Here is a 25482-nt window from a genome sequence, read left to right on the forward strand (position 1 = left end):
CATAAATTATGATAACTTGTTACGTAAAATATATTATTGACCCTTTTCAATTGGATATTTTTGAAGAGTATGGTAAAAGATGGATTAAATTAGTTAACCGTTTTGGTGGACAGCATCATGGTTATTTTTTGCCGTCTGAAGGTGCAAATAACGTGGCATTTGCAATGTTTTCGTTTGCTAGTTTATCCGAATATGAAAATTACAGAAGACTAATTTTAGAAGATCAAGAGTGTATCGAAGCGTTCAAAATTGCAGAAGATTCAAGATGTATTTTAAGTTATGAACGAACTTTTTTGCGCCCAGTATTTGAATAATAAGACTTTTAACAACAAACAGATATGCTTACAAAAAGAATTATACCTTGTCTTGATATAAAAAACGGAAGAACCGTAAAAGGTGTTAATTTTGTGGATTTACGTGACGCAGGAGATCCGGTAGAATTAGCCAAAATATATTCTGATGAAGGCGCGGATGAATTAGTCTTTCTGGATATTTCTGCAACAGAAGAAAGAAGAAAAACCTTAGTTGAATTGGTTCGGAAGGTTGCTTCAACGATTAATATTCCTTTTACCGTTGGTGGTGGAATTTCTTCTGTTTTGGATGTTGAAATATTGCTTCAAAACGGAGCTGATAAGGTTTCCATCAATTCATCAGCGGTTAAGAATCCGCAATTGATTAATGATTTGGCACAGAAATTTGGAAGCCAGTGTGTTGTTGTCGCTATTGATGCCAAACAGATAGATGGAGAATGGATTGTGCATTTAATGGGAGGGAAAATACCAACTGAATTGAATTTATTTGATTGGGCGAAAGAAGTGGAGCAAAGAGGCGCAGGCGAAATTCTGTTTACCTCAATGGACAATGACGGAACTAAAAATGGGTTTGCAAATGAAGCTTTGGCCAAACTTTCTAAATTAGTTAATATTCCAATAATTGCTTCCGGTGGCGCAGGAAACATTCAACATTTTGTAGATTCTTTTCTGGTAGGAAAAGCAGATGCGGCATTGGCGGCAAGCGTATTTCATTTTAAAGAAATTAAAATCAAAACATTAAAAACAGCGCTTAAAAGCAACAATATCGAAGTTAGGATATAGAAACAGATAATAGAATAAAGAGAAAAGAAAATCGGATTAGATAATCTTTCAATCTTTAATTTTTCAATCTTTAAATTAAAAATATGAACATAGATTTCTCAAAAAATACAGACGGATTAATTCCTGCCATCATTCAGGACAGTGAAACCAAAACGGTTTTGATGTTGGGTTTCATGAATGCTGAAGCGTACCAAAAAACAGTTGACACTCAAAAAGTAACATTTTATAGTCGCACAAAACAAAGGCTTTGGACAAAAGGGGAGGAAAGTGGAAATTTTCTGAATTTGATTGACATTAAAAACGATTGCGATAATGATACGTTATTGATACAAGTAAAACCAGAAGGACCAACGTGTCACAAAGGAACTGATACGTGTTGGGCTGACGAAAATAAATCCGATTATGGGTTTCTGACGACGTTAGAAGATACTATTCAACTTCGAAAAGAAAATGCAGATTCCGAAAAAAGTTATGTGGCTTCGTTGTTTAAATTGGGAATGAACAAAATTGCACAGAAAGTAGGCGAGGAAGCGATTGAAGTGGTTATCGAAGCAAAAGATGACAATGATGATTTATTCTTGGGCGAAAGTGCTGATCTACTTTTTCATTATCTTATTTTGTTGCAAGCCAAAGGTTTTAAATTAGATGATGTTGTTGCTGTTTTGAAAAGTCGCCAGAAGAAAAATTAGTTTATTTAATTTTCATTTAGAAAACCCAATAGGAAATTCATTTGCTATTGGGTTTTCTTTTTTCTTTTATTTCCAAGGCCAATCCACTATATTTACTATAATTTATAATAAAAGAAGCGCATGCACGTACTGAATACAGATAATACCACCTTTAATCCAGATGTAAACGATTCCATAATTAATACAGGACTACACATAATTCTGACAACTGACGAAGATGATTCTCGACCAGTTTATATTTCAGGAAATTTTAATAATTGGCGCACACAGGACAAAGAATTTGTGATGGAAAAGATTGGAAATGGTTCGTATCATTATAAATTCCCTCATGATTTTGATTATCCTACTGTGCTTTTGTATAAATTTACAAAAGGGGATTGGAGTGAAGTTGAAATTGATAGTCATGGAAATCGTACCGAAAATCGTTCAACATTTGCTTATACCGGCATACAAAATGAACATGTTGCAAGATGGAGGAAAAACTGGTTGCCTTATAAACAATCGTATTTGCCACAAGTGCAGTTGATATCAGATGAATTTAAAATCCCGCAACTTAATAAAATCAGGAAAATTTGGGCGCTTTTACCACATGATTACGATAATTCGAGTGAGAGTTATCCGGTGATGTATTTGCAGGATGCCCAAAATTTATTCAATGAAACAGCCGAATTCGGAAACTGGGAAATTGACAAAAAACTGGCAGTTATGTCCGAGTATAAAATTGGAAAAATAATAATTATTGCTGTTGAACACGCTGAGGAAGATCGTATAAAAGAATATAATGTAGGGAAAACAGTTTTAGGAAAAGGACAAGGAAAGAAATACATCCGTTTTGTGACTGATACGCTAAAACCTTATGTAGACAGTAATTTCAGAACCAAAAAAGAACGTGAATTCACAGGAATAGGAGGAAGTTCGATGGGCGGATTAATCAGTATTTTTAGTGGTCTCAGAAATCCCGAAACATTTGGTAAACTGATGATTTTTTCGCCATCACTTTGGGTGGTTCCGGAATTGAAAATTGATGCAAAGAAAGTGAATACGGCCGATACTAAAATATATTTATATGCAGGCGGTGATGAAAGTAAAACGATGATTGAGCACGTCAAAAAGTTTCAGGATGATTTAATTTCCAACCAATTTATAGAAGATAATTCCCAAATTAATTTAAGTATTAACAGGCAAGGAAAACACAGCGAAACGTATTGGAGTGATGAATTTCCTAAAGCAATTGAGTGGTTATTTTTTAATACAAAAGATTCGTAGAGACGCAATTTATTGCAACTCAATCTTAAGAATAAAGCATACACAGTAACATTAAATTTAATCAAAAAGCTTTAAAATTAAAGAAAATGACAACAAGAACAGTAACAAATTTAGATAGTTTTTCAGGTACAATTTTGATTCCGGTTTTTGAAACCTATTCAAAAAGTATTGTTCCCATCGCATTTAATGGATTGGAGATTGCCTCTAACGTTTTTTTTGGAAAAAAAGATACACACTACTTAGCCGAAAAAAATGACAATACGTATGTCTTTATTGGTTTGGGAAAAACAATTAATTACAAATCTTTAAAAACTATTTTTAGACGTATTTCATCGAAACAGAAAGAAAATTTCAGTTCAAATGTTGCTTTAGTTATACCGGAACAATGTATTGAAGAACAGGTTGAAGCGATGGTTTCCGGTTTGCTTCTAGGAACGTATAATTTGGGTCATTTTAAATCTGAAAAACAAGAACATCCTTTTTTAAATCCTGAATTCACATTGAATTTGGTAAGTGAGAATGATTATTTGGCTGCAGCCAAAAAAGGAATTAAAATTGCAAAAGCACAATTGAGTACTTTTAATTTGGTCGATTTGCCACCAAATACAATCAATCCGAAATACTTAGCGAATTGGGCCAAAGAAACGGGAGAAAAATACGGATTTGATGTAGAAGTTCTCGGGTATGAAGCTTCAAAAATAGTTGGTCTCGGCGCATTTTTAGCAGTTGGAAAAGGAAGTGAAAATGAACCACAGTTTATTATCATGAATTACACTCCCGTAACTGAAGTTAAACACATGAAACACGTTGGACTCGTTGGAAAAGGAATCACATTTGATACCGGTGGAATAAATATAAAAACAGCCGGAATGGTTCACATGAAATGTGATATGGCCGGTGGTGGAGCAGTTTTTGGAGCGATGCAACTGATTGCTGATTTACAATTACCTGTAAAAGTAACTGCAATTGTTCCTTGTGCTGAAAATGCGGTGGATGGCAAATCATTTTTACCAAGCGACGTAATTCACAGCTATAGCGGGCATTCTATAGAAATTATCGATACGGATGCTGAAGGGCGACTTGTTTTAGCCGATGGATTATCGTATTTAATTAAAAATTTCAAACCAGAATATATTGTTGATATTGCTACACTTACCGGAAGCAGCGTGGCTACTCTTGGTTATGAATGTGCTGCTTTGTTTACCAATAATGTAGAAATGGCGAAGAAATTGCAAGAAAACGGAGATTCAATTGGAGAACGTTTGTGGCCTTTACCACTTTGGGATGTATATAAATCAGATATTGAAAGTGATATTGCCGATGTAAAAAATTATAGCGGAAAACCAGTTGCGGGAGCCATAAGTGCTGCCAAATTTCTAGAATATTTTACCAAGGAACACAAAGCTTGGGCGCATCTGGATGTTGCAGGAGTGGCATTTGGAGATGATGAATTTGCTAAAAGTAAACACGCAACAGCCTTCGGTGTTCATTTATTGACTAAATTCATTGAAAATTTATAACCAATGGAAAACTCTAAAACCTTTCTTTGTATTTCAAATTATTTCAAAGGTGCCGATTTTTTAATTAATTTAAAAAAGTTAGGCAACAAAGTCTATTTAGTGACGAGTGAAAAACTGAAGGATAAACCGTGGCCCCATCAACATATTGACGAGATTTTCTACATGGAAGGTCAGGACGTCGATTGGAATTTAGAACATCTTTTGTTAGGTGTCGGGAATTTCATGAAGTCCACAAAAATTGATGCCATTGTAGCTTTGGATGATTATGATGTGGAAAAAGCTACATATTTAAGGGAAAATCTCCGTATCGACGGAATGGGACAAACCACTGGACGTTATTTTAGAGATAAACTCGCCATGCGTATGAGGGCCAAAAGTTGTGGGATACCCATTCCTGCTTTTTGTTCCTTATTTAACGATCATGACATCAATACTTTTGCTGAAACTATCGAAGCTCCATGGGTTTTAAAACCTCGTTCCGAAGCTTCGGCAACAGGAATTATAAAAATACATGACAAAGAGAGTTTGTGGATTAATATTAATGAAATGGGGAATAATAGATTCAAATATTTATTGGAACAATTCAAACCAGGCGATGTGTATCATTGTGATAGTTTGATTTCGGACAGTAAAGTAATCTTTAGTTTAACTTCAAAATATTTAGCCACACCAATGGAAATTTCTCAAGATGGCGGTGTTTTCCGTTCAGCTAATATTAAATATAATTCAGAAGATGATATTGCGATAAAAAAATTAAATGAACAAGTGATGAAAGGCTTTGGTTTGAAACATGGAGCCGCTCATACTGAATTTATTAAAAGTAATGAAGATGGTAAGATTTATTTTCTGGAAACATCTTCACGCGTGGGAGGAGCACATTTAGCAGAAATGGTTGCCGAAGCTTCCAATATTAATTTATGGAAGGAGTGGGCAGCAATTGAAAACGGATTAGTAAAAGCGGATAAATATGTTTTCCCAAAAGTAAAAAAAGGATATGCCGGAATCGTTCTGACGTTGTCAAAATTCCAGCACCCTAATTTATCATCCTTTTCAGATCCTGAAGTTTGCTTTAAAGTTCCACTGGAATATCATGCAGGATTAATTGTAAAATCAGACAATCAGCAGCGTGTTTTAGAACTTTTAGAAGATTATGGCAATCGTTTAGCCAATGATTTCACAGCTGTCGTAGAACAAATTAAAGTAACAAACTTACATTAAATGCTTTTGCCGAATTAAAAATAGCGATTGTTTCAATAGAAATAGTCGCTTTTTTATTTAAAGTTTAGTTAAAGTGCAACGACACAGTTTTTTATATCTTCGTTGGAATTTTAAAATTAAATAACCTCTTCCATTTCTTCATCACATGAAAAAAATAATTTTTCTTTTTAGTTTTTTAGGATTTATTAGTTGTAAATCGTTTGATCAAATAAGTCAAATTGAAACTCATAAACCGGTTCAAAATGAATATTTTACTGTTGCTTTCGGTTCCTGCGACGACCAAAAAATTAAAAATGAACTTTGGCCAGCGATAGATGAAAATCATCCGTCCGTTTGGATTTGGGGAGGCGATAATGTGTATTCTGATACATCAGACATGTATTTTCTTAAAAATAATTATGAAATTCAGAAACAGGATTCTGATTATCTCAAATTTATTAAATACAAAATCGTATTGGGAACATGGGACGATCACGATTTTGGTGTGAATGACGGCGGGGCAGAATATCCTTTTAAAAGAGAAAGCCAACAGCTATTATTAGACTTTTTAGGAACTTCAAAAAAGGCTTCAGAACGAAAAAGAGACGGAATTTATACTGCAAAAACCATTGTTGTTGAGGGAAATAAAGTCAAAATAATTGTATTGGATTCTCGTTTTTTTAGAACAGCACTAACAAAAGCCACCGATTCAAAAAAGCGTTTTCAACCCAATAAATATGGTGAAGGGACATTACTGGGAAAGGCACAATGGAATTGGCTAAAGAAAGAACTTAGAAATTCCGATGCTCAATTTAACGTAATAGTAAGCAGTATTCAGTTTTTATCCGATAAACATGGTTTTGAAGCCTGGGGAAATTTTCCTCATGAAATAGAAAAATTAGAGCAATTAATAATTTCCACCAAAGCTCAAGGTACTTTTATAATATCGGGAGATCGCCATATTGCTACATTTTCTTCCAAAAATGTTGCTAAATTAGCGTATCCGATAGTAGATTTTACCTCGAGTGGATTGACACATACCTATACTTCTTTTTCTGGTGAAGAAAATCCTTATGTAAAAGGAGAAGTGATTACGGATATCAATTTTGGTTTATTAAAATTTGACTTTAAAAACAATAAAGTAATTATGGAAATTAGAGGAAAACAAAATAAATTACTTCAAGAATATGTTCAGATATATCCCGGTAAATAAATTTAAGGAATTTTATTTCTATAATTTTAAAGGTTATTTTTGTCCAAAATGAATTCATTATGAAAAAACAATGCAGTCTTATTTTTATCTCATTTCTCATCTTTAATGGTGTAAATGCGCAAGGCCTTCTAGAAAAAAAAGAAGAAATATTTACTAGACAAGACACGATACGTGGAAGTATTACCAAAGAAAGAGCTTGGTGGGATGTAAAAAACTACCATCTTGATATTAAAGTAAATCCCGCAGACAGCACTATTTCTGGTTCGAACACCATAAAATATAAGGTGCTACAGGAATACAACAATATGCAAATTGATTTACAGAATCCCATGGAAATTTTTAAGGTCATTCAAGATGGAAAAACTTTAAAATACAGAAGGGAAGGAAATGCATTTTTTATTGATTTAATTGCTCTTCAAACAAAAGGTGCAATAAAAGAACTGACCATATATTATGGAGGAAAACCAAAAGTTGCCGTAAATCCGCCATGGGACGGAGGAATCACATGGAAAAAAGACAATAATGGTAAGCCTTTTATTGCTTCTTCATGTCAAGGATTAGGAGCGAGTGTTTGGTGGCCAAACAAAGATCACATGTATGACGAAGTGGAAAATATGCTGATTAGTGTAAATGTTCCTAAAAATTTGACAAATGTATCGAATGGTCGTCTGATTAGTGTTAAACAACTAAAAGATGATACAAAAACTTATAATTGGTATGTGTCAAATCCAATTAATAATTATGGTGTAAACATAAATATAGGAGATTATGTTTCATTTTCAGAAAAATATAAAGGAGAAAAAGGTAATTTAGATTGCAGTTATTATGTTTTGAGGGACAATTTGGCGAAAGCCAAAAAACAATTTCAGGATGTTCCAAAAATGCTAAAGGCTTTTGAACATTGGTTTGGACCGTATCCTTTTTACGAAGACAGCTACAAACTTGTTGAAGCCCCATATTTAGGAATGGAACACCAAAGTTCAGTAACTTATGGAAACAAATTTCTAAATGGTTATTTGGGTCGTGATTTGAGCGGAACGGGTTGGGGATTAAAATTTGATTTTATCATAATTCATGAATCTGGACACGAGTGGTTTGCCAATAATATCACGTATAAAGATATTGCTGATATGTGGATTCACGAAAGTTTTACGAACTATTCTGAAAGTCTTTTTGTCGAATATTATTATGGGAAAGAAGCAGGATTTGAGTACGTGAGAGGAATCAGAAAAAATATCAAAAATGACAAACCAATAATCGGGAATTACGATGTAAATAATGAAGGTTCAGGCGATATGTATCCTAAAGGCGCCAATATGCTTCACACTATACGCCAATTAGTAAATGATGATGAAAAATGGAGAGGAATTTTAAGAGGTTTGAATAGTACTTTTTATCACCAAACGGTAACTACAAAACAAATTGAGAATTATATGAGTCAAAAAGTCGGACTCGATTTATTAACTGTTTTTAATCAGTACTTACGAGACACCAGAATTCCTACACTTGAATATTTTTTCAAAGATAATCAACTGGGGTATCGCTGGACAAATTGTGTAGCTGGTTTTAATATGCCCGTGAAAGTAACTCTAAACGGAAAAGAAGAATTGTTGCAACCGGAAATAAAATGGAAGAATGTTACAGCAAATACTGAAAATGCTATAATGGAAATAAATAAAAATTTCTATGTCGCTGGTTTTGATATTACGGAATAATTTAATCTTAATTCATTGATTATCATAATTCTATAAGCAGTTTTTGAATAAAAATATTTTAAATTAATTACTCAAAAAAATAGGGACACAAAAAGTATCCCTATTTTTATTTAAAACTATTTAGATCAAGTTTTTCCGAATGTAATTAAAACTTGTTGCAGCAGATTCTACTGGATTTGGTTTGTAGTTTGATTCGTGTTCCAAAAAGAAACGTTTCATTCCAGCAAGTTTAGCTTGAGCAAAAATCGATTTAAAATCTATAGTTCCAGTTCCAATTTCTGCATTCCAATCTGGATTTACTTTATCCATATCTTTTACATGCCACATTGAAAAACGTCCCGGATATTTTTTGAATAATTGCAGTGGATCATTTCCAGAGCGAACTACCCAATATAAATCCATTTCAAAATCAACTAAGTTTTTATCAGTTTCCTTCAATAAAATCTCATATCCATTCGTTGAACCAAATTTAGTAAATTCAAAATCGTGATTATGATACGCTAATTTCAAACCTCCTTCTTTACAAAGTTCTCCTACTTTATTAATTTGCAAGGCTAATTTTTTATAAGCATCACCAGTAGTTCCGCGCAATTCTGAAACAATATATGGTACCGTCACATATTCACTTCCTAACTGATTTGCGGTTTCTACATAATATTTTACAAGATCAGTTGAACCATCTTTAATCATCGAATTGAAATCGAAATGATTACTTGTTGCTTTTAAACCGTTATCATCCAATATAGATTTAAAATCGCGTACTGAAGTTCCAAAAAAACCTTTGTCAACTGAGTAACCAAAAGTTTCCACTTCGCAAAATCCTGCTTTACCAACTTGAGCTAAAACACCTTTAACATCTTTTGGTAACGTGTCACGCAAGGTCCATAATTGAATTCCTATAGGTCTCCTTTTTGAGTCAAAAGCAAATGTAGGAGCAAGGGCTAATGCGCCTAGAGCCAAACCAGTATTAATTAAAAATTCTCTTCTTTTTATCATGAGTTATTTTTTAGATTAGTTAAATATCACAAATTGCAATAGCCTGTTTCAAAGAAGCTAGTTTGTCCGGGTTTTTAGGAATAAATTCTTGACCCACAAAACCTTTAAAACCAGTTTTTGCAATTGCTTTCATAATTGCGGAATAATTTAATTCTTGAGTCTCATCAATTTCATTTCGTCCCGGAACGCCGGCTGTATGATAATGTACAATATGTTGATGATTGTCTCTTATGTTTCTAATCACGTCACCTTCATCAATTTGCATGTGATAAATATCATAAAGCAATTTAAAGTTTTCTGAATTCAAGCGTTTTGCTAATTCTACTCCCCAGGATGTTCGGTCACATTGGTAATCTTTATGATCAATTTTACTGTTTAGCAATTCCATTACTAAAATCACATTGTGTTTTTCAGCCAATCGAATTAGTTTTTGCAAACCAATAACACAATTATTCCAACCTTCTTCATCAGTTATTCCTCGTCGGCTTCCGCTAAAGCAAATCAGATTTTTATAACCGGCTTTTGCCACTAGCGGAATCATTTCAGTGTAGTTTTTTAAAAGCGTTTCGTGGAATTTAACATCATTAAAACCATCTACTAAATTAATCTCTGCACCGTTGCACATTGTAGAAACAAGATCATATTTCTTCAAGGTTGGCCAATCTTTAGGACCCACTAGATCAATCCCGGTAATTCCCATCTTTTTGGATTCGATGCAAAGAGTATCTAAATCTATGTCATTAAAACACCACCGAGAAACGCAGTGATTTATATTTCCTTTCAATTTACCCAATTGTGTTGCTGCTTCATTTTTTGCCATAGCCAAAGCAGAAAATCCAGAAGGAATTCCCATCGCAACTGTTCCGGCTAATATTCCTTTTATTGCAGATCTTCTATTTAAATTAGCACTCATTTTTAATTTTTTATACAGCAGAAGTGGATTCTTCTCCTTTGTTTTTTTCATTAAATAAAAGTGCAAAAAGAATAAATACAACGATAGCTATACCAGCAGGAATAATCCACACCATCTGCCAGTTTACAGCACCGTCTGCCAGCTTATAATTATCTGTTATCCAACCTGCAACAGCAAAACCTATTAACATACCAACTCCGTAGGTAGCTAATGTAATGAGACCCTGAGCAGCACTTTTATATTTTTCTCCCGCTTTTGAATTGGTGTAAATTTGACCCGAAACAAAAAAGAAATCGTAACAAATACCGTGCAAAGCAATACCTATAATCAACATGAAACTTAAGTCTCCACCGTTGCCATAAGCAAATAAAACGTAACGAATTGCCCATGCTAACATCCCGATTAAAATCGTTTTTTTGAAACCAAAACGTGTAAAAAATACCGGAATCAATAATAAGAATAAGGCTTCAGATATTTGTCCAATTGCCATTTTCCCCGTTGGATTTTCAACACCGGCTTCAGTTAAAAAGAGATTAGCATTTTGATAATAAAAAGCAAGAGGAATACAAATTAGAATAGATGAAACAAAAAATATTGCAAAGTTTTTATCTTTCAATAATTTTAAAGCATCAAGACCTATAATATCTCCAATTTTTATTTTTTCATCACTTACTTTTGGTGGCGTTTTTGGTAATGAAAAGCTAAATAAACCTAAAATAAAGGCAGCAATACCAGCTAGTAAAAAAGTGTTTTTAAGTAAACCTGAACTTATTCCTTCGGCAGAATCCCAATGAAATAAATAACTGATTGAAAGTCCCGCAATGATCCAACCAATAGTTCCCCAAACTCTAATATTAGCAAACTCTTTTTCAGGATCTTTCATTTGATTGAAAGAAACAGAATTTACTAAAGCTAATGTTGGCATATATAAAATCATGTAACTTAAAACATAAGTATAGAACATTCCCACTTCTTCTGATTGATACATCTGATACATTAAAAAGGCACCTACGAGATGAAGAATTCCTAAAATTTTTTCTGCATTAAAATATCTGTCAGCTATTAAACCTATGATGAAAGGTGCAACAATAGCGCCCCAGGATTGTGTAGAAAAAATAGCGGCAGTTTCTGAACCTGATGCTTTTAAGTTATTTCCCAGAAATGTTCCAAGAGTTACAAACCATGCGCCCCAGATAAAAAATTCTAGGAACATCATTATGGATAATTTTATTCGGATGGTGCTATTCATTGGTTGGTTAATTTTTATTTTGGTTTGGTTAGTTTTAGTTTTTTTTAATACTTTTTCTTCAATTACATTCCGGCCTCACATCCGGTTGTAATTTTCATAGTATTCCATTCTTTAATCATGATGTTTCTGAACCATACATTGTCACCGTGATCTTGCAAAGCAATTTTTCCTTTTTTGAAAGCTGCAAAACCAGGCCAAGTAGCAAATTTACTGCCGGCAACTAAATTTTTGAAATTAGCATCCCAAAGTGTTGTTTCAACAACTTTTACACCATTAACTAACATTGTCAGTTTTCCAAATTTACATACAACATCAACAGAATTCCATTCTCCAACAGGTTTAACAGGCTCTGAAGTACTTTTTACTAAATCATACAAATCTCCTGAACGGTGTTTTTCAATTTTACCGTCAGGGTGACCATCATTGTCTAACACTTGCATTTCAAGACCTGTTTCATAAGTGTTTTTGAATTTTGTCAAATCCTCGTTAACGAAGAAAATAATACCACTGTTTGCATTTGCTGCTACTTTCCATTCTAATTTCAAATGAAAATTCTCGTATTCAAGATCAGTAACAAGATCGCCTCCTTGACCATTTTGGGCAGCAGAAGGATCAAAATGCAATACGCCATCTTCAACTTTCCAACCTGAACCAGCTGTTTTTCTTCCGTAAGAATGCCATCCTGCTGTGGATTGTCCATCAAAAATTGATTTAAATCCTTTGGGTATTGGTGCCTGTTGTGCATTTGCGGTTTGAATCATTAGTATAACCATTAAGGAGGTACAAATATTTTTAATCATTTTTAAGTTTTTGAATTATTAGGTAATCTTGTTTATAAAGTTAAAGCTTTCCAACCTTGGCGATAGTCTCGTTTCACAAATTGATTAACTTCGTCAAAATTGGTAATTCTCATGGCATCATTATCCCATAGTAATTTTGCTGAACGGCCCGGATACACTTCTTCTCCAAGCTCTTCTCTCATTACATCATATCCTCTTATAGCAAGATTTGCCATCAATAATGCTTCTGTTAAAGGACCTGCAATTTCAAAAGGAGAACTTAATTCTTTTTTTCCATAACCTGCAATTGCTGCTTCAATCCATTGTTTGTAATGTCCTTCGGCACCATCGATCACCCTTGCATATTTTTGAGCAACTTGTAGATTTTCATTTTTACTTAAAGGAAGCAACCGAGGATTTAAACCATAGGTATCACACATCATTTTTCCTTTTGTACCTGTGAACAATGTTCCATTTCCGCCATCTCCAAAAATTTCATTCGAACCTAATTCGGAAGGTCTTTCAGGTTGGATTCCTCCATCCATCCAGTGCACTGCGATGTCACCATTTGTTTTATCAGTTTTTGGAAAAGTTAATGTAACGTGACTAGAAGGTGGACAACTTTCAGGAAAATATCCTCTTTGAAATTCATCTACATATACAGAACCAACACTACATTGTACATCTTTGGCATATTTTAAGTTTAATACACTAAAAGGAGCTTCTAGCAGGTGACAACCCATATCTCCTAAAGCACCAGTACCATAATCCCACCATCCTCGCCAGTTGAAGGGCACTAATTTATTTACATACTCTTTGTGAGGAGCGGTTCCCAACCACAAATCCCAATTTAATTCACTTGGAATATCGGATTTATTGGCAGACCACGGAATACCTTGAGGCCAAACCGGGCGGTCTGTCCATGCATGTATCGTGTGAACATCACCAATTAGACCCGCATCATACCATTCTTTCATTATTCGGGTACCATCATTTGAGGCACCTTGATTTCCCATTTGGGTAACCACCTTATATTTTTTGGCAGCTTTAGTCAGAATACGGGCTTCGTAAATATCATGTGCCATAGGTTTTTGAACATATACATGTTTTCCTAACTGCATAGCAGCAAGCGCTTGAATAGCATGATTATGGTCCGGAGTTGAAACTGAAACTGCATCGAAATTTTTATGTTCTTTGTCTAACATTTCGCGCCAGTCGGTGTAAAATTTAGCTTTAGGAAATGCATTTACACTTGCAGCGGCTCTTCTAGTATCAACATCACATAAAAAAGAAATATCAGCTTTTCCACTGCTGGCAAAAATAGCGATATCAGATTTACCTTTTCCACCAACGCCAATACTGGCTATTGATAAACGATCGCTTGGTGCAACGAATCCTCTCCCTAAAACATGGCGGGGAACAATCATAAAAGCTGCAGCAGCTATAGCAGTTGTTTTTATAAAATCACGGCGGTTATTTGTGATTTTATCTTCTTCTTCTTTTTGTTTCATTGATTTTTAATCTAGTTTAGTTAATAGCACTAAAATAGTGCAACATCATGGCTTTATTTTCGGCATTCTAAAGTTATGTAGAATATTTAAAAGCGCATTTTGATTTATTTTTTTAGGGATAAAATATACTTTGCCATAGAATTTGCATCATTCTTTTTAAGCGACGCATGTGCAGACATAGGTATTGTTCCCCAAACTCCCGAACCACCTTTTATTATTTTACCAGATAAATAAGCAATATTTTTTTCGTTCGAAGGATATTTTTTTGCAATATCTAAATAGGAGGGGCCTATAAGTTTCTTGTCTAGTTTATGACATCCAACACAATCAGATTTAGCGATTAATTTTTCACCATCCGATGTTTGAAAAATGGCGGCTGTTTTTTTAGTAGCTTTAATATATTTTGTGTCTAAATTATCATTAGAAAATGAGGTTAGGCTCACTAAAGCCATCCCAAAAAGTAAATATTTTAATTTCATTTTCATTTATATTTAAGTTTTATAATCCTAAGTTTTTTTTGTTAAAAGCTTTATTTGTTTCAACAGCAGCAAAATCATCAAATGCTTTATCGGTAACTTTTATAATATGATTTTTTATAAATGCTGCGCCTTCTCGGGCGCCATCCTCTTGATTTTTAATGCAGCATTCCCATTCCATAACAGCCCAGCCTTTAAAATCATATTGTGCCAGTTTGCTGAAAATAGATTTAAAATCAATTTGACCATCTCCAGGGGAACGATAACGGCCTGCACGGTTTACCCAATTTTGATATCCTCCAAAAGTCCCTTGCTTTCCTGTAGGGTTAAACTCGGCATCCTTTACGTGAAAAGCTTTAATCCTTTCATGATAAAAATCAATGTATTGAATGTAATCTAACTGTTGTAATACAAAGTGGGACGGATCATACAACAAACACGCTCTGGAATGATTATTTACCGCCTTTAAAAACATTTCATAGGTTTCCCCATCAAACAAATCTTCGCCAGGATGTATTTCATAACAAAGATCGACTCCATTTTCATCGAATTCATTTAAAATTGGTAACCAGCGTTTGGCTAATTCAGCAAAACCATCTTCAATTAAGCCGGGTGGCCTTTGAGGCCAAGGATGAAAATATTGCCAAAGTAAAGAACCGCTAAAGGTGGCATGAGCATTTAAACCTAAATTTTGGGATGCTTTAGCTGCATATTTTAATTGTTGAACAGCCCATTCTTGCCTCGCTTTAGAGTTTCCATGTACATTTACCGGAGCAAAAGCATCAAAAAAATCATCATAAGCGGGGTGAACGGCTACTAACTGACCTTGAAGATGCGTAGACAACTCTGTAATTTCTAATCCATAGGAAGCAATGGTACCTTTAAGTTCATCTGCATAGATTTTGCTTTCGGCGGCTTTTTGTAAATCAATGAAACGGGTATCTAATGTTGGCATTTGAATACCTTTAAAACCTAAATCAGCGGCCCACTTACAAATCCCATCTAAAGAATTAAAAGGCGCTTCATCACTTATAAATTGGGCTAAAAATACTGCTGGACCTTGTATTGTTGTCATATTATATTTGTCTAAACTTTTGTGAATTCCTAATTAATTACAAAACCTAAGGAGTCCATTTTTTATCAGATTGTGATGATGCTACTACGTTATCAATAAACGCCATTCCTCTTACTCCATCTTCAACAGAAGGAAAGTCTAACATTTCAGGAGTAGGAGTTGTACCATCTAATTTGCAGTTGAGGGTTAAAGCAAAGTTGCGATAAATATTAGCAAATGCTTCTAAATAACCTTCGGGATGTCCGCCTGGAGTTCTACAATTGTGTGTTGCAAATGAAGATAAATGTGCATAGTTAGATCCAGCTCTTAAAACCTGAGTTGGTTCATCTAACCACCTAACCGTTAAAGTGTTTGGATCATGTTGAAACCATTCGATTCCACCTTTTTCACCATAAACCCTTATTCTTAATGCATTTTCTTCACCGGCAGCTACTTGTGAAGCCATTAAAACACCTTTGGAACCATTGTCAAACTTTAACAAAACAGCTCCATCATCATCCATTACACGTCCTTCGACTAGAGTGTTTAATTCAGCACAAACATCCGTAATTTTGGCTCCGGTAATATATTCGGCTAGATGTGCTGCATGAGTTCCAATGTCGCCCATTACGGAACTTTTACCTGATTTAGTCGGATCAGTTCTCCAAGCCGCTTGCGCATTACCTTCTCTTTCGGATAATTTACTTAACCACCCTTGCGGATACTCTACCCAAACTTTTCTAATTTTTCCCAATTTTCCTTCATTAACCATCGCTTTGGCTTGCTTGACCATTGGATAGCCGGAGTAGGTATGTGTTAAACAAAGAATCAATCCTGTTTCTTCAACTTTTTGCTGCAATAATTTTGCTTCTTCCAATGAAAAAGTCATTGGTTTTTCAATTACCACATTAAAACCATGATCCAAAGCCATCATTGCAGGTGCAAAATGAGCAAAATTTGGTGTGACAATAGTAACAAAATCGATTCTTTCATCAGCAGGCAAACCCGCTTCAGCTTTAATCATTTCCTCATACGTCAAATATGTTCTTGATTCCGGAAGAAACAACGCTTTACCAGATGCAATAGCTGTTTCTGGCTTAATGCTTAATGCTCCGCAGCTTAATTCGATTAGTCCATCCATATTGGCGGCTAAGCGGTGAATTGCACCAATGAAGGCATCTTGGCCACCGCCGACCATTCCCATTCTTAATTTTCTCATAACGATGAACCTAAATATTTCCTTTTTTTAATTCTTTTACCGCATAATCACAAGCACGAGCCGTTAAAGCCATAAATGTTAATGATGGATTTTGACAAGCGATAGAAGGCATACAAGAACCATCGGTTACAAATACATTACTCACTTCGTGCATTTGATTCCATTTATTTAATACAGAATCTTTAGGGTCGTTACCCATTCTCGCTGTACCCATTTCGTGTATAGCCATACCTGGATAACAGTCATTATCATAGGTTCTTACATTTTTGATTCCAGATGCTTCTAGCATTTCGGCAGCATCATTCATCATATCCTCACGCATTTTTGCTTCATTCTCTTTGTATTCACAATCAATGGCCAAAACAGGTTGTCCCCATTTGTCTTTTTTGCTGTGATCGATGTACACTTTATTTTCATAATAAGGCAGCATTTCTCCAAAACCACCCAATCCCATACTCCATGAATCAGCAGGTAGTGACATGGTAGATTTAAAATTTTCACCAAAAGCCAGTTCGGCTACTTCTTTATGCCATGATCCTCTGCTTGCACCACCTTGATATCCAAAACCTCTTAAATAATCTCTTTTATCATTTCCTACATTCTGGTATCTTGGAATATAAATTCCGTTGGCTCGTCTTCCGTAAGTATATTTATCTTCAAAACCTTCAGCAGTTCCCTCAGCACCGCAACGGAAATGGTGGTCCATTAAGTTATGTCCCAATTGTCCGCTGGCATTACCCATTCCATTAGGATGTGCTTCTGAAGTAGAATTTAATAAAATAAATGTTGAACCTAAAGTGGAACCATTAACAAAAACAATTTTAGCATAAAACTCCATAGTTTCATTTGTTTCTGCGTCAATAACCATCACACCTTTTGCTTTTTTAGTGTCTTTATCATAAATGATATGATTCACAATTGAATAGGGCCTCACTGTTAATCTGTTGGTTGCCATCGCAGCAGGTAGAGTAGAAGATTGCGTACTGAAATACGCTCCAAACGGACATCCTCGGCTGCACAAATTTCTGTATTGACAACTACCGCGACCTTTGTGAGGCACAGTTAAGTTGGCGGTTCTACCAATTGTCAGAATACGTGATTTATTATAATGTTTTTCTAATCTTTCTTTAACTGATTTCTCTACACAATTTAAATCCATTGGAGGTAAAAATTTACCATCCGGCAAAAGAGGCCAGTTTTCGGCCTGCCCACTGATTCCGACAAACTTTTCTACATAATTGTACCATTTCGTAAGATCTTTATAACGTATAGGCCAGTCATTACCATGACCATCTTTTGCATTATCTTCAAAATTGTGGTCACTAAAACGATAACTTTGACGTCCCCACATTAAAGATTTTCCACCAACATGAAAACCTCTGTACCAGTCAAAACGTTTGTCTTCGGTATACGGACATTCAATATCATTCACCCACCATTTTTCGGTAGCTTCATTATAAGGATAATCTCTTGTTTGTACCGGATGTGTAGCAATTTGTTCTTGTGTCAGTTTTCCTGCGTGTTCAAATTCCCAAGGTGCTTTCATGGCCGATTCATAATCTTTGATGTGTTCAATGTTCATGCCTCGTTCTAACATCAAAACCTTCATACCTTTCTCAGTAAGTTCTTTTGCAGCCCAACCACCACTAATTCCTGATCCTATTACAATAGCATCATAAGTATTTTCCTCTTTTAAATTGGTATTTATATTCACGTGTAGTATTTTTTATTTAATATATATATGTAATAGAAGGTTCCAATAACAATTAGTTGGTTGCCCAAGCTTTTTGTCCAGGTTTGTAGTCTGCACTTCCGTCGTAACTTCCTGGAACAGGAAGATATTCACGAGCCTGTGTGCAGCCTATTTCTGAAGAATAATACCCTAAAATTGTTAAATCTCTTGCAATCAAAAAGAAAGAGGGTGCTTTATTAGTAGCAATTGCCTCATCCCTTAACGAAGTCATTAGTTTTTGACGTTCTTGAATGGACATCGACAAGAAGTCTTTATTGAATTCTTTAGAACATTTATATTGCATTGCTTTTAATCCTGAGGCAAAAATTTCTTGCATATTTGCAGGATAACAATCTCTAATAATCATTGGAATAAAAGCACCGAGTCCTGCAGCTTTTGCTCCTGGCGAAGATGCTGTTGTCGGGATAATGATATCGGCGAATTCAGCCAAAATTTCTTCATCCGTAGCAGAAAAAGACACATAATTTTTTTCTTTTTCGGGTAAAGTAAAACTTTCAAACAAAACGCCCATTGTAGTTGCTGAGATTGCTCCTCCCATCAAAAACGCAACGTTTTTAAGTGCTTCTCTTCTATTCATTTGCTAATTATTAAAGTTGTTGATTATTCTCAAATTATTATAACCTTACAATAATAAAGAAAAAAAAAACACCTTAATTTTATTTATGTTAAATTATTGAATAATTCCATATTTTTCAAATTATTAAGGGAAACACTTTAAAAAATTCATAAAAGTGTCGCTGGAATCTAAGATTTTAAATAAAAAATTATATTTCCAAAAGAAAAAAGGAAGAAAAACCGCTCCAAAAAATAAAATTAATATATTTTTAGCGAGTATTTTACTATAAGATACCGTTGAACATTCGTTGAAATAATTTTCAATGCGTTAAAATGACGTTATCAGTAAAAATAAGCATGTAAACAGTTAGAAATTTTATTGCTGAATAATTAGAAAAGATGGCTTCTGTAATAAAAAATTAAAAGTAATTTAAAGTTTAGTCAGTGTTAAAAAATGGAATTATTTAGATTTAACTTAAGTTTATCTTTCAAATAATCCAAGGGTACCACCAACCCAATCTTTGTCTTTGTTGAATTTTACGCCAATCATTTCACCTCGACTCAAACGGACTAAGTTGCACAGTAGAGTAGGAGCGACATCGTCTTTTTTCCAAACGCAAAGTAAACGCACTTCGGCTTTTACTTTTCCGTCTGGAGATTGCACAATAGGAAGGTAGTTTACCTTTTTTTGAAGAATATAAAGTTCTTTTTCAACAACGGATTCAATATCCTCCTTGGTTACATGGAAAATAACTCCTGTTCCTGAAAATGAAAAAAGCGGTTTTAGAACATAGTTTTCTAAATCTTTAGGTATTTCTTTTAAGTCACTTAGTAGAGTTGTTTCGATAAAATATTTTCCTTTCAATAAAGGTAAAATAAATTTACTGATTCTAAAAAACCAATTGGGATGACCCGCCCATTCCACATCTAAATCATCTGAGAAACTAAAATTAAGTTGTAAATCGGTTCTCAGATTTAATTCATCAAAAATAACCCGATTATAAATTCTTTTTACAAGAATTTCATCGCCTGTTGAATTTTTATAGAACAGTTGTTTGCCTTTTTTTATTAACTCCGTCACGCAAACAATTGGGATTCCAATATCTCTTTTGCAGTAATAGAAATCAATTTTGGTGTTTTGTTTTTCGGGTTCAATTTCAAGAAGAATAACATTTTCTTTTGGACGATTGTTGCAAATTGCTTCTTCTAAAATATCCAAATATTGCTGTTGTGTAATGTCATTGATAAATGGAGTCAGTTCTTTAAGAATCGGATAATGATTCTTAAACTTTTCATACACATTGAACTGATAATTGTACAAAGAAGGAAATCCTTGCACTTCAATAAGTTTAGGAATAATTTTTCCATCTTCTTCACAAATGCCAAAATCAATCGCTAGAAAAGTAGTATGTTCGTCCTCATTTGGTACTTTTATGTTTAATTCTAATGATTTGTCAGTAAGTAACTTAAAGTCTTCTTTTTGAATAAAAGCTATAACTTCATTACAACCTTCAATCAATTGGGACTGCAACTCTTTTGAAATAAAAAAAGGGGTTTCCGCCAACCTGAAAGTAGGAAGGTAATTAAAATCGGAAGCAATATCATCTTTAAATTCCTGATATTTTTTTTCTGTAAATTGAGCATTGAATAACTCCCGATATTTTGAAATCATTTGAAAGGATTGAATTAATTAGAAAGCATTTTTTTTGTTTTCATCAAGTCATTAATTGCTATTCTGAGGAAATTTGGTATCAAGGTTTCATTAGTTCTGTAAATTTTATCATTATCTAATAAATCTTCCAGCATGTTTCTAAATTTCTTTTTCCCTTTCATTTTTTTGATTTTTTCCTTTGCTTCTTTGTTTCTCATGTGAGCAACAAAGCTTATCGGATCAGCTTCAGGATGAAATTGAGTACCTACAAAGTAGTCTGTAAATCGTACCGCCATAATCGCGCGTTCGTATTGCACGTGATCCCTAATTTTTTCTAATGAAATAATCTTGGCTCCTTTTTTAGCAAAAATACTAAGTTTTGGTTGTACCACCTGATAATCCCTAGAATCAATAGCATAAAAAGGATCCGCCAAACCTTCAAATAAAGAATCTGTTTGCCCTTCTTTAGTTTTATGCATAGTCATCACACCAAAAGAAGTATCATTTCTTTTGGTTATTGTGGCCAATCCAAAATGCAAACAAGCCATCTGAAATGAGTGACAAATGAACAAAACATGTTTTTTAACAGCGTTCTCCGTATTCCATTTGTTCAAAGAATCAATAAATTCATAATATTTGACATCCCAATCTCCATCTCCAATTAATGGATTTCCTGGTCCTCCCGTTGAAATATAAATGTCGAATTTTTTTATTTCCGGCAAGTGACATTTTCCGCGAACATCAAATATTTCAAAACCGACGACGGGATTAAACCGATTGACAATATCAATAATACATCGCATTCCCTGATTAGGTTCTCCGTTGTACATATCCAAAAGCGCTATTTTTATGATTTTATTCGACATAACTGTTTTTAAAAATAATGCGCAAAGATAATTTATATTTTATAATCCCTTGGTAAATTGACCAGTTATAAAGTCCACCACTTTAGAAAGATCGCCAGTTTCTTCAAAAACAGCCAATTGTTTGTCCGCTCCAGTTCCGTTTTTCAAAATTTCATGAACATAATTAATATCGTCACGACTGCCTAATTCATCTACAACATCATCAATGAAATCAAGCAATTCCAGAATAAGCATTTTAGTTTCAACTTCTTTTTGCATACCAAAATCAATCATATTATTCTCAATTCCGTAACGTGCTGCCCGAAATTTATTTTCTTTTATCAAAGCCAGTCGATACACATTAAAACTAGTATTGTTCATGTTTAATTTGTAGAGTTTGGCTACAATTGCCTGAATAATGGCAACGATGCAAATAGTTTCATCGACCGTCAAGCACATGTCACAAATCCTGAATTCTATTGTATTATAAAACGGATGCAATCGTAAATCCCACCAAATTTTCTTTGGATTATCAATGCAATTTGTTTTTATCAAAGTATCTAAATAGTTCTCGTACGAACTTACTGAATCAAAATATTCCGGCAAACCTGTTCTGGGGAACTTATCAAAAACTTTGGTTCTAAATGATTTATAACCTGTTTTTCTTCCTTCCCAAAAAGGTGAATTTGTCGAAAGTGCAAAGATGTGAGGCAGAAAATAGGTAGCCTGATTCATCAATTGCAAACCGATTTCACGATTTTCAATTCCTACGTGACAATGCATTCCAAAAATCAAATTAGAACGCGCAGCATCTTGCAGTTCATTAACAATATCGTGGTATCGCGGATCATCAGTTATCGGTTGATCCTGCCATTTTGAAAAAGGATGTGTTCCAGCACCACCAACAATAAGGTTTTGTTTCTCCGCTAATTCAACGATTTTAGAGCGTAAAAACCGAATCTCATTTTTGGCATCATTAACGCTATGACAAATATTAGTTCCTACTTCCACCACAGATTGGTGCATTTCGGACTTAACCTGCTCGTTTAAAATTATTTTGGCACCATCCACAATTTTTGACAAATGCGACCGTAAATCTCTTGTATCAGGGTCTATTATTTGATATTCTTCTTCAACACCTAGTGTAAAAACTGGTAATTTTTTCATTATTTTATTTTTTAGGAGCTAATTACTTCGTCAGTTCGCTGCGCTCGTGTCCCGCTTTCCGTTACAATCTTTACAGGCCATAAAAATCAGGCCTACAAAGGATTTCCACTTTAATCGAGGCTAGGGCATTTCGTAATTTATAAAATTTTATTTTCCAGCAACAGCATCTTTTATAAAAGTTCCCCAAGTGAGATTCATTTTTCCTGATTTTTGCTTTTTTGCGGCAGCAATAGCCATTTTCGAAGCCTCTTCAACCACCCATTCAAAGTTTTCAGCACCAACCGAAGTTAATTCGGCATCAGGTGCGGGATTTCCAAAATCAATGGCGTAAGGAATACCGTCACGAACGGCAAATTCTACCGTATTAAAATCATATCCCAATCCTTTGCAAAGTCGTAAAGTATAATCTTTTATGGTTGCTAATAATTTTTTATCCACAGGCGGTCCATCGATTACATAGCGTAAATGATGAGGATTTCTTGGTTCATATTGCATTATTCGCACTGCTTTGCAACCCAAACAATATACTCTGAAATATTCCGTAAAAACAATTTCTTCTTGAAGCATCATCACCAATTGTCCAGTTTCCTGATGCTTTTCCCAGAATTCCTCAATATTTTCCAATCGATACACATTTTTCCAGCCACCTCCAGCATACGGTTTCATGTATGCAGGAAATCCAATATAGTCAAAGATTCCTTCCCAATCCATTGGATATTTTAGGTTTCGAAATGATTTTCCGGTGGTGTCCGTAGGATGTTCAGCCGAAGGAAGAATTACGGTTTTAGGTAAAGGCACGCCGAGCGTATCTGCCAAAGCGTTATTGAAAAATTTATCATCCGCGCTCCACCAAAACGGATTGTTAATCACATTTGTACCTGTTAAAGCCGCATTTTTTAAATAGGCACGATAAAAAGGGACATCTTGCGAAATTCGGTCAATAATTACTGCGTATTCTCCGTCTTGATTTTGAACTACTTTATCAATGGCCACTGCTTCAGCAATAATTCCTTTTTCGTTTTTTGAATTGACACGATCAATAAATGCTTGAGGAAAGGTGTCTTCCATTCCAAATAAAATTCCAATTTTTTTCATTTTGATGTGTTTATAATTTTAAAAAAATTTAATTCTTGATAAATAATGCGGGAACATTTCCTTCCAAATCGGCCAGTCGTGTTTTTGTTCCTGACGAATATCTAACCAATGATGTAGGTGTCTGTCGCCTAAAACTTTGCTTAATTTTAGATTGGCATCGAAACAAATGTCCCAATTAGAAGTTCCTAAAACGATGTCAATATTCCATAATTCATAATCATTTAGACCGTATAAATAATCTTCTGGACTGTTGTAAAATACATCTTCGTTGTGAAAACCATCCAAAAAACTCTTAATATTAAAAGCGCCACTCATAGAAAAAAGATGACTTACATAACCTGGATGACGAAAAGCAAAATTTGCAGCATGATAGCCGCCAAAACTGCAGCCAGCCATAGCTACTTTGCCTGAGGGAGTGTTGTTCTTTGCCTCTTCAACAATTTCGTGACAAATCATTCTATCGTATTTTACGTGATTTTCGATACGGTGAATAGGATGTATATTTTTATTGTAAAAACTATCTTTGTCAACACTATCCGGGCAAAATATTTGAATTAACCCTTGCTCAAGGTACCATTTTGCAGATTCTATCAATCCCATATCTTTGTTTTCATGGTAACTTCCCATAGAAGTTGGAAATAAGATTACAGGATATCCAGCATGTCCAAAAACCAACATTTCAATATCTCTATTTAAATTGGGGGAATACCATTTGAAATATTCTTCCTTCATAAAATTATTTTTAACAATTATAATGAAAAAAATCATACAGATGGCAGATAAAAATGGGCTTAACTAATATTTATTATAAAAAAGATTAGAATTATTAAATTAGAAATAAATGGTAATAATTAGATTAATAAGGAGGTGATTTTTAAATTATAAACAACAAATCAAGTTGTTTTAACATAATGTGTTTTCAAAATCTTACGTCCTTCTACTTTACATGACCATTTAATAATCAGTAAAATCAAAATGTTGGAATGGATTAATGAATTTTTGAATAAGGTAAGCAAAAAATTTACTGTTTTTTTAAATTTAAAAAAGTTGAACTTGGCTTTTCAATCTTTCCACAAGCATACTCATCATTCTTTTGTTGGTATTGGAGGTGTTTTGTATGTAAATGGCATATTCATCAGCAGTGAATAATCCGATAACCATTCCCTTTAAAACATTTCTAAACTTGATGTCCTTACGGATTACATTTTCTATGACTGATTGTTTTTTGTCAAGAGAATGATTGTAAAAATCAGCTTTATTTCTATTTATATAATTGATAAAGGAAGCTACAAATAAATCATTTTGTAGCTTTAAAATTGGTCGAAGTACTTCATTTTGAAACGATTCTTCAGTTGTAGATTGGGTGGTTACGGAACCAATGGTTTGTCCTCTAAATTCTTTTAAAAAAGTATCACGCTCGTTCATATTTTTTTCTTAAAATTAAAAAAAATACGCATAACAAAGATAAAATTTTAGTTTTTTAAAAAGATTTATACATTTGATAACATAAAGTGGTGAAAGCGAA

The 25482-nt window shown here is 34.1% G+C and carries 24 protein-coding genes; 8 read left to right on the plus strand and 16 right to left on the minus strand.

The window, feature by feature from the left end:
- Positions 1-8: 8 nt before the first annotated feature.
- The 8 genes from BMZ76_RS13560 to BMZ76_RS13595 all read left to right on the plus strand — a co-directional run bounded on the left by BMZ76_RS13560 (position 9) and on the right by BMZ76_RS13595 (position 8694).
- Positions 9-314 (plus strand): NIPSNAP family protein, encoded by a 306-nt coding sequence (locus BMZ76_RS13560; protein ID WP_091207866.1) that lies wholly within the window; start codon positions 9-11, stop codon positions 312-314.
- A gap of 24 nt (positions 315-338) precedes the next feature.
- Positions 339-1094 (plus strand): imidazole glycerol phosphate synthase subunit HisF, encoded by a 756-nt coding sequence (gene hisF, locus BMZ76_RS13565; protein WP_091207869.1) that lies wholly within the window; start codon positions 339-341, stop codon positions 1092-1094.
- A gap of 83 nt (positions 1095-1177) precedes the next feature.
- Complete coding sequence (gene hisIE / locus BMZ76_RS13570) at positions 1178-1783, plus strand: bifunctional phosphoribosyl-AMP cyclohydrolase/phosphoribosyl-ATP diphosphatase HisIE (RefSeq protein WP_091207873.1); 606 nt, start codon at positions 1178-1180, stop codon at positions 1781-1783.
- A gap of 120 nt (positions 1784-1903) precedes the next feature.
- Positions 1904-3049: an alpha/beta hydrolase gene (locus BMZ76_RS13575; RefSeq protein ID WP_091207876.1), complete on the plus strand. Its 1146-nt coding sequence runs from the start codon at positions 1904-1906 to the stop codon at positions 3047-3049.
- A gap of 86 nt (positions 3050-3135) precedes the next feature.
- Entirely contained in the window at positions 3136-4569 is a 1434-nt protein-coding gene (locus tag BMZ76_RS13580) for a leucyl aminopeptidase family protein (RefSeq protein WP_091207880.1), read from the plus strand.
- 3 nt (positions 4570-4572) lie between these two features.
- Positions 4573-5787, plus strand: a complete 1215-nt coding sequence (locus tag BMZ76_RS13585) for an ATP-grasp domain-containing protein (protein ID WP_091207884.1) — start codon at positions 4573-4575, stop codon at positions 5785-5787.
- A 145-nt stretch (positions 5788-5932) separates the two neighbouring features.
- Positions 5933-6979: an alkaline phosphatase D family protein gene (locus BMZ76_RS13590; RefSeq protein ID WP_091207889.1), complete on the plus strand. Its 1047-nt coding sequence runs from the start codon at positions 5933-5935 to the stop codon at positions 6977-6979.
- A gap of 59 nt (positions 6980-7038) precedes the next feature.
- A complete protein-coding gene (locus BMZ76_RS13595) occupies positions 7039-8694 on the plus strand; it encodes a M1 family metallopeptidase (protein ID WP_091207892.1) in 1656 nt (551 codons plus the stop codon).
- A gap of 120 nt (positions 8695-8814) precedes the next feature.
- Here BMZ76_RS13595 and BMZ76_RS13600 read toward each other — a convergent pair whose 3' ends face one another.
- The 16 genes from BMZ76_RS13600 to BMZ76_RS13675 all read right to left on the minus strand — a co-directional run bounded on the left by BMZ76_RS13600 (position 8815) and on the right by BMZ76_RS13675 (position 25382).
- Complete coding sequence (locus tag BMZ76_RS13600; RefSeq protein ID WP_091207894.1) at positions 8815-9690, minus strand: sugar phosphate isomerase/epimerase family protein; 876 nt, start codon at positions 9688-9690, stop codon at positions 8815-8817.
- A gap of 19 nt (positions 9691-9709) precedes the next feature.
- Positions 9710-10603: a hydroxypyruvate isomerase family protein gene (locus tag BMZ76_RS13605; RefSeq protein ID WP_091207995.1), complete on the minus strand. Its 894-nt coding sequence runs from the start codon at positions 10601-10603 to the stop codon at positions 9710-9712.
- Positions 10604-10613: 10 nt separating this feature from the next.
- Positions 10614-11852 (minus strand): nucleoside permease, encoded by a 1239-nt coding sequence (locus BMZ76_RS13610; protein WP_091207897.1) that lies wholly within the window; start codon positions 11850-11852, stop codon positions 10614-10616.
- A 62-nt stretch (positions 11853-11914) separates the two neighbouring features.
- The gene (locus BMZ76_RS13615) at positions 11915-12652 is read right to left on the minus strand and encodes a 3-keto-disaccharide hydrolase (RefSeq protein ID WP_091207900.1); all 738 of its coding nucleotides are present in this window, start codon (positions 12650-12652) and stop codon (positions 11915-11917) included.
- Positions 12653-12684: 32 nt separating this feature from the next.
- On the minus strand, positions 12685-14142 hold the full coding sequence (locus tag BMZ76_RS13620) for a Gfo/Idh/MocA family protein (RefSeq protein ID WP_091207905.1): 1458 nt from the start codon (positions 14140-14142) through the stop codon (positions 12685-12687).
- Between the two features lie 104 nt (positions 14143-14246).
- Positions 14247-14627: a c-type cytochrome gene (locus tag BMZ76_RS13625; protein ID WP_244281822.1), complete on the minus strand. Its 381-nt coding sequence runs from the start codon at positions 14625-14627 to the stop codon at positions 14247-14249.
- A 13-nt stretch (positions 14628-14640) separates the two neighbouring features.
- Positions 14641-15693: a sugar phosphate isomerase/epimerase family protein gene (locus BMZ76_RS13630; protein ID WP_091207912.1), complete on the minus strand. Its 1053-nt coding sequence runs from the start codon at positions 15691-15693 to the stop codon at positions 14641-14643.
- 46 nt (positions 15694-15739) lie between these two features.
- Entirely contained in the window at positions 15740-16891 is a 1152-nt protein-coding gene (locus BMZ76_RS13635) for a Gfo/Idh/MocA family protein (protein WP_244281823.1), read from the minus strand.
- 10 nt (positions 16892-16901) lie between these two features.
- Complete coding sequence (locus BMZ76_RS13640; RefSeq protein WP_091207919.1) at positions 16902-18605, minus strand: GMC oxidoreductase; 1704 nt, start codon at positions 18603-18605, stop codon at positions 16902-16904.
- 52 nt (positions 18606-18657) lie between these two features.
- Entirely contained in the window at positions 18658-19221 is a 564-nt protein-coding gene (locus tag BMZ76_RS13645; RefSeq protein ID WP_091207922.1) for a gluconate 2-dehydrogenase subunit 3 family protein, read from the minus strand.
- A gap of 459 nt (positions 19222-19680) precedes the next feature.
- Positions 19681-20871 (minus strand): hypothetical protein, encoded by a 1191-nt coding sequence (locus BMZ76_RS13650; RefSeq protein WP_091207925.1) that lies wholly within the window; start codon positions 20869-20871, stop codon positions 19681-19683.
- 14 nt (positions 20872-20885) lie between these two features.
- Positions 20886-21716, minus strand: a complete 831-nt coding sequence (locus tag BMZ76_RS13655; protein ID WP_091207928.1) for a type 1 glutamine amidotransferase — start codon at positions 21714-21716, stop codon at positions 20886-20888.
- 39 nt (positions 21717-21755) lie between these two features.
- Positions 21756-22862 (minus strand): carboxylate-amine ligase, encoded by a 1107-nt coding sequence (locus tag BMZ76_RS13660; RefSeq protein ID WP_091207932.1) that lies wholly within the window; start codon positions 22860-22862, stop codon positions 21756-21758.
- 147 nt (positions 22863-23009) lie between these two features.
- A complete protein-coding gene (locus BMZ76_RS13665; RefSeq protein ID WP_091207936.1) occupies positions 23010-23957 on the minus strand; it encodes an ATP-grasp domain-containing protein in 948 nt (315 codons plus the stop codon).
- Positions 23958-23975: 18 nt separating this feature from the next.
- Complete coding sequence (locus BMZ76_RS13670; protein WP_091208002.1) at positions 23976-24689, minus strand: esterase family protein; 714 nt, start codon at positions 24687-24689, stop codon at positions 23976-23978.
- A gap of 306 nt (positions 24690-24995) precedes the next feature.
- Positions 24996-25382: a glyoxalase gene (locus tag BMZ76_RS13675; protein ID WP_091207939.1), complete on the minus strand. Its 387-nt coding sequence runs from the start codon at positions 25380-25382 to the stop codon at positions 24996-24998.
- Positions 25383-25482: the final 100 nt, after the last annotated feature.

This window comes from Flavobacterium xueshanense, assembly GCF_900112975.1.
In the GTDB taxonomy this organism is placed as follows: Bacteria; Bacteroidota; Bacteroidia; order Flavobacteriales; family Flavobacteriaceae; genus Flavobacterium; species Flavobacterium xueshanense.

Excerpts from the sequence above, each read along its gene's own strand:
- BMZ76_RS13575 (WP_091207876.1), top strand. The coding sequence starts at position 1,904 with ATGCACGTACTGAATACAGATAATACCACCTTTAATCCAGATGTAAAC.
- BMZ76_RS13610 (WP_091207897.1), bottom strand. The coding sequence starts at position 11,852 with ATGAATAGCACCATCCGAATAAAATTATCCATAATGATGTTCCTAGAA.
- BMZ76_RS13630 (WP_091207912.1), bottom strand. The coding sequence starts at position 15,693 with ATGACAACAATACAAGGTCCAGCAGTATTTTTAGCCCAATTTATAAGT.
- BMZ76_RS13675 (WP_091207939.1), bottom strand. The coding sequence starts at position 25,382 with ATGAACGAGCGTGATACTTTTTTAAAAGAATTTAGAGGACAAACCATT.
- BMZ76_RS13650 (WP_091207925.1), bottom strand. The coding sequence starts at position 20,871 with ATGATTTCAAAATATCGGGAGTTATTCAATGCTCAATTTACAGAAAAA.
- hisIE (WP_091207873.1), top strand. The coding sequence starts at position 1,178 with ATGAACATAGATTTCTCAAAAAATACAGACGGATTAATTCCTGCCATC.
- BMZ76_RS13645 (WP_091207922.1), bottom strand. The coding sequence starts at position 19,221 with ATGAATAGAAGAGAAGCACTTAAAAACGTTGCGTTTTTGATGGGAGGA.
- BMZ76_RS13660 (WP_091207932.1), bottom strand. The coding sequence starts at position 22,862 with ATGAAAAAATTACCAGTTTTTACACTAGGTGTTGAAGAAGAATATCAA.
- BMZ76_RS13595 (WP_091207892.1), top strand. The coding sequence starts at position 7,039 with ATGAAAAAACAATGCAGTCTTATTTTTATCTCATTTCTCATCTTTAAT.
- BMZ76_RS13670 (WP_091208002.1), bottom strand. The coding sequence starts at position 24,689 with ATGAAGGAAGAATATTTCAAATGGTATTCCCCCAATTTAAATAGAGAT.
- BMZ76_RS13585 (WP_091207884.1), top strand. The coding sequence starts at position 4,573 with ATGGAAAACTCTAAAACCTTTCTTTGTATTTCAAATTATTTCAAAGGT.
- BMZ76_RS13625 (WP_244281822.1), bottom strand. The coding sequence starts at position 14,627 with ATGAAAATGAAATTAAAATATTTACTTTTTGGGATGGCTTTAGTGAGC.
- BMZ76_RS13620 (WP_091207905.1), bottom strand. The coding sequence starts at position 14,142 with ATGAAACAAAAAGAAGAAGAAGATAAAATCACAAATAACCGCCGTGAT.
- hisF (WP_091207869.1), top strand. The coding sequence starts at position 339 with ATGCTTACAAAAAGAATTATACCTTGTCTTGATATAAAAAACGGAAGA.
- BMZ76_RS13600 (WP_091207894.1), bottom strand. The coding sequence starts at position 9,690 with ATGATAAAAAGAAGAGAATTTTTAATTAATACTGGTTTGGCTCTAGGC.
- BMZ76_RS13560 (WP_091207866.1), top strand. The coding sequence starts at position 9 with ATGATAACTTGTTACGTAAAATATATTATTGACCCTTTTCAATTGGAT.
- BMZ76_RS13605 (WP_091207995.1), bottom strand. The coding sequence starts at position 10,603 with ATGAGTGCTAATTTAAATAGAAGATCTGCAATAAAAGGAATATTAGCC.
- BMZ76_RS13590 (WP_091207889.1), top strand. The coding sequence starts at position 5,933 with ATGAAAAAAATAATTTTTCTTTTTAGTTTTTTAGGATTTATTAGTTGT.
- BMZ76_RS13580 (WP_091207880.1), top strand. The coding sequence starts at position 3,136 with ATGACAACAAGAACAGTAACAAATTTAGATAGTTTTTCAGGTACAATT.
- BMZ76_RS13655 (WP_091207928.1), bottom strand. The coding sequence starts at position 21,716 with ATGTCGAATAAAATCATAAAAATAGCGCTTTTGGATATGTACAACGGA.
- BMZ76_RS13635 (WP_244281823.1), bottom strand. The coding sequence starts at position 16,891 with ATGAGAAAATTAAGAATGGGAATGGTCGGCGGTGGCCAAGATGCCTTC.
- BMZ76_RS13665 (WP_091207936.1), bottom strand. The coding sequence starts at position 23,957 with ATGAAAAAAATTGGAATTTTATTTGGAATGGAAGACACCTTTCCTCAA.
- BMZ76_RS13615 (WP_091207900.1), bottom strand. The coding sequence starts at position 12,652 with ATGATTAAAAATATTTGTACCTCCTTAATGGTTATACTAATGATTCAA.